Source organism: Hyalangium sp. (genome assembly GCF_035629615.1).
Taxonomy (GTDB): domain Bacteria; phylum Myxococcota; class Myxococcia; order Myxococcales; family Myxococcaceae; genus Hyalangium.
This window is the reverse complement of the sequence record NZ_DASPHO010000872.1, coordinates 1-4,714: the sequence shown is the minus strand read 5'-3', so window position 1 is coordinate 4,714 and position 4,714 is coordinate 1. Positions and strand designations below refer to the sequence as shown.

Annotated in this window: 5 protein-coding genes; 4 read left to right on the top strand and 1 reads right to left on the bottom strand. The window is 68.3% G+C overall.

What is annotated here, in order from left to right; all coding sequences use genetic code 11:
• The 3 genes from VD972_RS43680 to VD972_RS43670 all read left to right on the top strand — a co-directional run.
• On the top strand, positions 1–248 hold a 248-nt coding region (locus VD972_RS43680), incomplete at its 5' end, for a DUF3592 domain-containing protein (protein WP_324995753.1).
• Between the two features lie 123 nt (positions 249–371).
• Positions 372–1,418, top strand: coding sequence for a hypothetical protein (locus VD972_RS43675; protein WP_324995751.1), 1,047 nt, complete (start codon positions 372–374; stop codon positions 1,416–1,418).
• 74 nt (positions 1,419–1,492) lie between these two features.
• Positions 1,493–2,680, top strand: coding sequence for a tetratricopeptide repeat protein (locus tag VD972_RS43670; protein ID WP_324995749.1), 1,188 nt, complete (start codon positions 1,493–1,495; stop codon positions 2,678–2,680).
• Positions 2,681–2,787: 107 nt separating this feature from the next.
• Here VD972_RS43670 and VD972_RS43665 read toward each other — a convergent pair whose 3' ends face one another.
• Positions 2,788–3,966: a serine/threonine-protein kinase gene (locus tag VD972_RS43665; protein WP_324995746.1), complete on the bottom strand. Its 1,179-nt coding sequence runs from the start codon at positions 3,964–3,966 to the stop codon at positions 2,788–2,790.
• A gap of 337 nt (positions 3,967–4,303) precedes the next feature.
• On the opposite strand from VD972_RS43665, the gene VD972_RS43660 reads away from it, so the two are divergent.
• Positions 4,304–4,483 carry a hypothetical protein gene (locus tag VD972_RS43660; protein ID WP_324995745.1) on the top strand — a complete coding sequence of 60 codons (180 nt, stop codon included), beginning with the start codon at positions 4,304–4,306 and terminating at the stop codon, positions 4,481–4,483.
• Positions 4,484–4,714 lie beyond the last annotated feature (231 nt).

The following is a 4,714-nucleotide window of genomic DNA, read 5'->3' as shown; positions in this document are numbered from 1 at the left end:
TCGGCTCGACGGTTGTACGGCTGGGTCCCACAGAGACGAGCAATGAGAAGCAGGTCCAAGCCACCCTGGCGCGGTACCTGCCCGGCCAGAGCGTCCAGGTCGCCTACAACCCCAAGGACCCCACCGAGTCCGTGCTGGAGCCCGGCCTCCACCCTCTGGATTTCACCCGGGCCGCGGTGGGGCTGATCCTGCTGGTGCTGGCCTTCTCCATGGAGCTGATCGCCCGCTGGTTTGCTGCCCGGCTGTAATTATTCTCAGGATCAGAGAACCCTTGTGTCCCAAATGGGAGATAAAGATCGGGGCTCCGGCGCAACCCTGCTCTCAAGCATGCGATAATCCAAGCACTGACTCATTCCTTCGAGGTCGCTGTCATGTCCGTCCGCTCTACGAACTCCCCTGGCTCTGGTCTGGTTAACCGCAACACCACGCAGGAGAAGCCGGCTACCACGGCGGCTCCCGAGAAGAACACTGTCGCCAACAAGCCCTCGGGCTCTGGGCTGCCGGATCGCCTTCAGAGCAGCTTCGAGCGGAGCGGCGAGATCAACCGCAACTGGAACAAGACCTACAGCACCGACCGCGCGATGAACACCCCCAAGCTGGGCACCACCGGCTTTGGTGGCGCGCTGGCGGGGCTGCTGGGCAAGCTGCCCAAGCTCGAGAAGAGCGGCAGCTTCGAGAAGAGCGTGGCCGTCGCGAAGACGGAGGGCAGCTTCGGTGACCCGAACGGCATCGTCTCGGGCAACTACCGGGCCAGCTTCCTCGAGGCCGGGGTGAACGGCAGCGGCTCGGTGTCCTTCGAGAAGGGCGCCCTCAAGGCGCACGGCGAGCTGCACGCGCAGGCCACGCTGATCGACGCGGCGGCCGACTTCAAGGCGAAGCTCGGGCCTCTGTCCGCCGAGGGCCAGGGCCACGCGTGGGTGGGTGCCAAGGCGAACGCCTCGGGTGACCTGACCATCGACCCGGTGAACGGCAAGTACGCGCTGGAAGTGGGCGGCGACGCCTTCGTGGGCGCCAAGGCCGGCGTGCAGGGCCAGGTCAGCCTGGGCGAGTACGGCGGCGTGGGCGGCAAGGCCGAGGCCTGGGCCGGCGTCGGTGTCTCCGCCAACGCGTCCGTCAAGCTGGAGAACGGCCGCTTCAAGGCGCGCTTCGAGCTGGGCGCGGCGCTCGGCATCGGCTTCAAGCTGGGCTTCAACGTCGACATCAACTTCAAGAAGATCGGCGACGCGATCAAGAACGTCATCAGCAAGCCCATCGAGGTTGTGAAGGACATCGGCAAGAAGGTCGGCAGCTTCTTCAAGGGCGCGGCTGAGGACGTCGGCAACGCCGTGAAGGACGTCGGCAACAAGATCGCCGATGGCGTGAAGGAAGTCGGCAAGGCCGTGGGCAACGCGGTCAAGAAGCTCTTCAGCGGCTGGTGAGCTGAGTCCCATCGTCGAACCTCTTGAAGAGGGCCCACTTCCTATAGGAGTGGGCCCTCTGCTATTTGAGACCTATGAGCACTCCACGTTTTGAGACACTCCTGAAGAAGGGCGAGCTGGAGCAGGGGCGCGCCGAGGCGCAGGCGGCCCTCCAGAGCAACCCGCGCGATCGTCGCGCGCTGCTCGCGCTGGCGAAGCTGGCGGCGCTCGAGGGCCAGGAGGCCCAGGCTGAGTCGCTCCTGGCGCAGGCGGCTGGGGGCACCGCGGACGACGAAGCGGATGCCCAGCTGGTGCGCGCGGCGCTCCACATGCAGAAGGGGGAGTTCGAGCAGGCGGGCGCCATCTACATGAAGCTGTCGGAGGACCCGCCCCGCGCCGAGGCCCTGTACGGCGTGGGCTTCTTCCTGGCCGAGGCCGACAAGAACGAGCTGGCGAAGAAGGCGCTGGAGAAGGCGGTGCAGCTCGAGCCGGAGGTGGGGGTCTACCACTTCCAGCTGGCGCGGGTGCTGTTCGCGCTCGGGGAGCTGAAGAAGGCCTTCGAGCACCTGGAGACGTCGCTCAAGCTCAACCCGGGGCACATTCCTTCGTACGTGGTGTTCGCGGTGGCGCTGCAGGCGGGTGGCGAGCTCGATGCGGCCGAGGACATCCTGCGCCAGGGCCTGAAGGCGTTCCCGGATGAGCCGCACATGCTGGAGGCGCTGAGCAACGTGCTGGCGGGCAAGGGCGACATCGAGGCCGCGGCGCAGGTGGCCGAGCAGCTGGCGAAGCTGCAGCCCAACCACCCGAGCGCGGTGGGCAACCTGGCGCGCTTCCGGATGGCGCAGGGGCGGCTCGCGGACGCGATCTCGCTGTGCCACGCGCTGGCCGAGCGCGGGCAGGCGACGGCGCAGACGCGCTCGGTGGAGGCGATGGTCTACGAGGCCATGAGTCCCCCGGACCTGGAGGGGGCGGAGGCGGCCTGGAGCGCGGCCGTGGAGCTGGCGCCGGAGGAATGGAGCGCGGCCAACAACCTGGGGCTGCTGCTGATGCGCCTGCCGGATCAGCCGGAGGGGACGCAGCGGGCGCGCGCGGTGTTGGAGGAGGCGCACCGGCGCGATCCGGATCGTGCCGAGCCGCGGCTCAACCTGGCGCTGGCGTGCGTGAAGCTGGGCGACAAGGCTCGGGCGAAGGAGCTGGTGAAGGAGCTGGTGGGGCGGGCGCCGACGGCGCTGGATCCGTCCCTGCGCGAGCAGGCGGAGCGGCTGCTGAAGCAGCTCGGCTGAGCGCGGGGGCAGGGCTGGAGAGGGTCCGGGCTGCGAAGAGGCAGCCGAGCCGCTCCAGTGGCGCGCGTGCAGGCCGAGGGATTGCGAGGCCTCAGGGGGGGGCCGGCTCACGGCTGGGTGGAGATCTGATCGGGATCGAGGGCGGTGACGTCCGGGGTCGCGGCTTCCAGCAGAGGCGGGAGCAGGCGTTCTCGAGCGAAGCCTGCTGCTTCGGCCTTGATCTGGAACACCTCCTCCGCCACGTCCGGAGCCCCGTGATGGCCGAGGGCACGCAGGCGCTCGCGCAGGGCCCGCTCCAGCGTCGCGGCGGTCGCGTAGCGCTCCGCAGGCTCGGGCCGTAGCAGCTTGTGAAGGATGAAACGCGTCGGCTCGGGGACCTCTCTGGCGACCCGCTCCACATCCTCGAATCCCAGGGAGCGGGCGCGGTGGATGAGCTGGGCCAGCTCCTCCCCCGCCAGAGTTTGCTGGCGCCGGCCCAGCTCCTCAACGAATTCGTCCACGGCCGCCAGCGTCTCTGGGGGAAGTGCGGCCAGATCCTGCCCGAGCCGTCGCAGGTCCACGTCCTCCAGCAGCCACAGCAGGTGCTGGCCGGTGAGCAGCTCCAGCATCACCAGCCCCAGCGCGAAGAGATCCGAGCGCCCGTCCATGGGCTGGCGGAGGATCTGCTCGGGAGAGGAATAGACGCCGCGCCCGCCCATGCGTGGCAAGGAGGACGTCTGCCGGCCAGTCAGCAGGGAGCGCGAAAGCCCGAAGTCCATCAGCTTCACCTCACCTTGGGGCCCGATGCGGATGCGCTCAGGATGGAGGCCGCGGTGGATGATTCCCAGCGACGCTCCCTTCGCGTCCGTGAGCGTGTGAGCGTGGTGCAGGGCGCTGGCGACCTCCGCGGCCACAGAGAGGACGAACGGCTCGGAGCAGTAGCGTCCACACAGGAGCGCGTCGTTGAAGACGGAGTCCACTGAGTCTCCCTCGACGTACTCCGTGACGGCGTAGAGGGTGCCCGCGTGCTCGTGCAGCGCGTACAGGCGAGCGATGGCGGGATGCGAGAGCCGGGTGGCCATCCGCGCCTCCTCCTCCAGCCTCCGGCGGACCTTGAGCTCCGCCTGCGGTGGGACGGCCTTGAGCACCACCTGCTCCCCCACACGGCCCTTGCGGTGGGTCCGCGCCAGGAGCAGCCGCTCGCCGCGCGCGCCTTCTCCGAGCTCTCGGACGTGCTCGTAGCTGACCTCCCCCGCGCTGAAGAGGATCTCTCCGGTGGCTGTAACGGGGGGCTTCTTCATGAACATGGGCAGGCTCCTTCGCGGGTGGGCGAGGGGCCTGAGACTACCGTGCGCATGCCGCGTGAGCGAACAACCTGTGAAGTAGGAGTGAACCCCGAGCCGCCGGGGTTGCTGTCAAGCGTCTTTACTTTCCGTCATACATATCGAGCTGGTGTCCCCACCGCGTGGTGCCACGGGCGGGGACGGGCGTCGAGAGCCTGGGAGCGTTAGGCCTGGACCCTGGGGCCCACATGAGGGGCCATGAGACGAAGCAGACCGGGACCTTGCGGCCATCCGGGAGCTCAGCCTCGGTCCATCGGGCAAACGCAGCCTTATCGGCCGGGTCCCCCGTCCAGAGTCTCCCGTGGAGGAGCGTTCCCACGGGCAGGGATTTGATGAACGTATTATCAGCGACACGGCTGATCAGATCCCCACCCTGCTGGACCTGATCAACCTGCTTTGGATCAGGACCCACCGGCGCTGTGGTCCCAGTGTTGCCAAGGTGTATGAAGAAGTCTGGACCATGGTTCTCTCCTTCAAATAGCCAGCCGCGCGCCCTCATGGCGGCGGTGGTCTCGGGCGGACAGTCTCCAGGGGGCGGCCTGGCCTGCAGGGTGGCGCAGCCCGAGGTCATGGCCACCGCGATGGGGACCATCAGGCACCATTGAGGGGTGCCACGGGCGGGAGCAGGGGTGCGCTTCGCGTTGGGGGGGGGCTGGGCCTGGGACGGCTTCTTCATGGGGCGATCATCCTCGCGCGCTACAAGTGGGGCGGG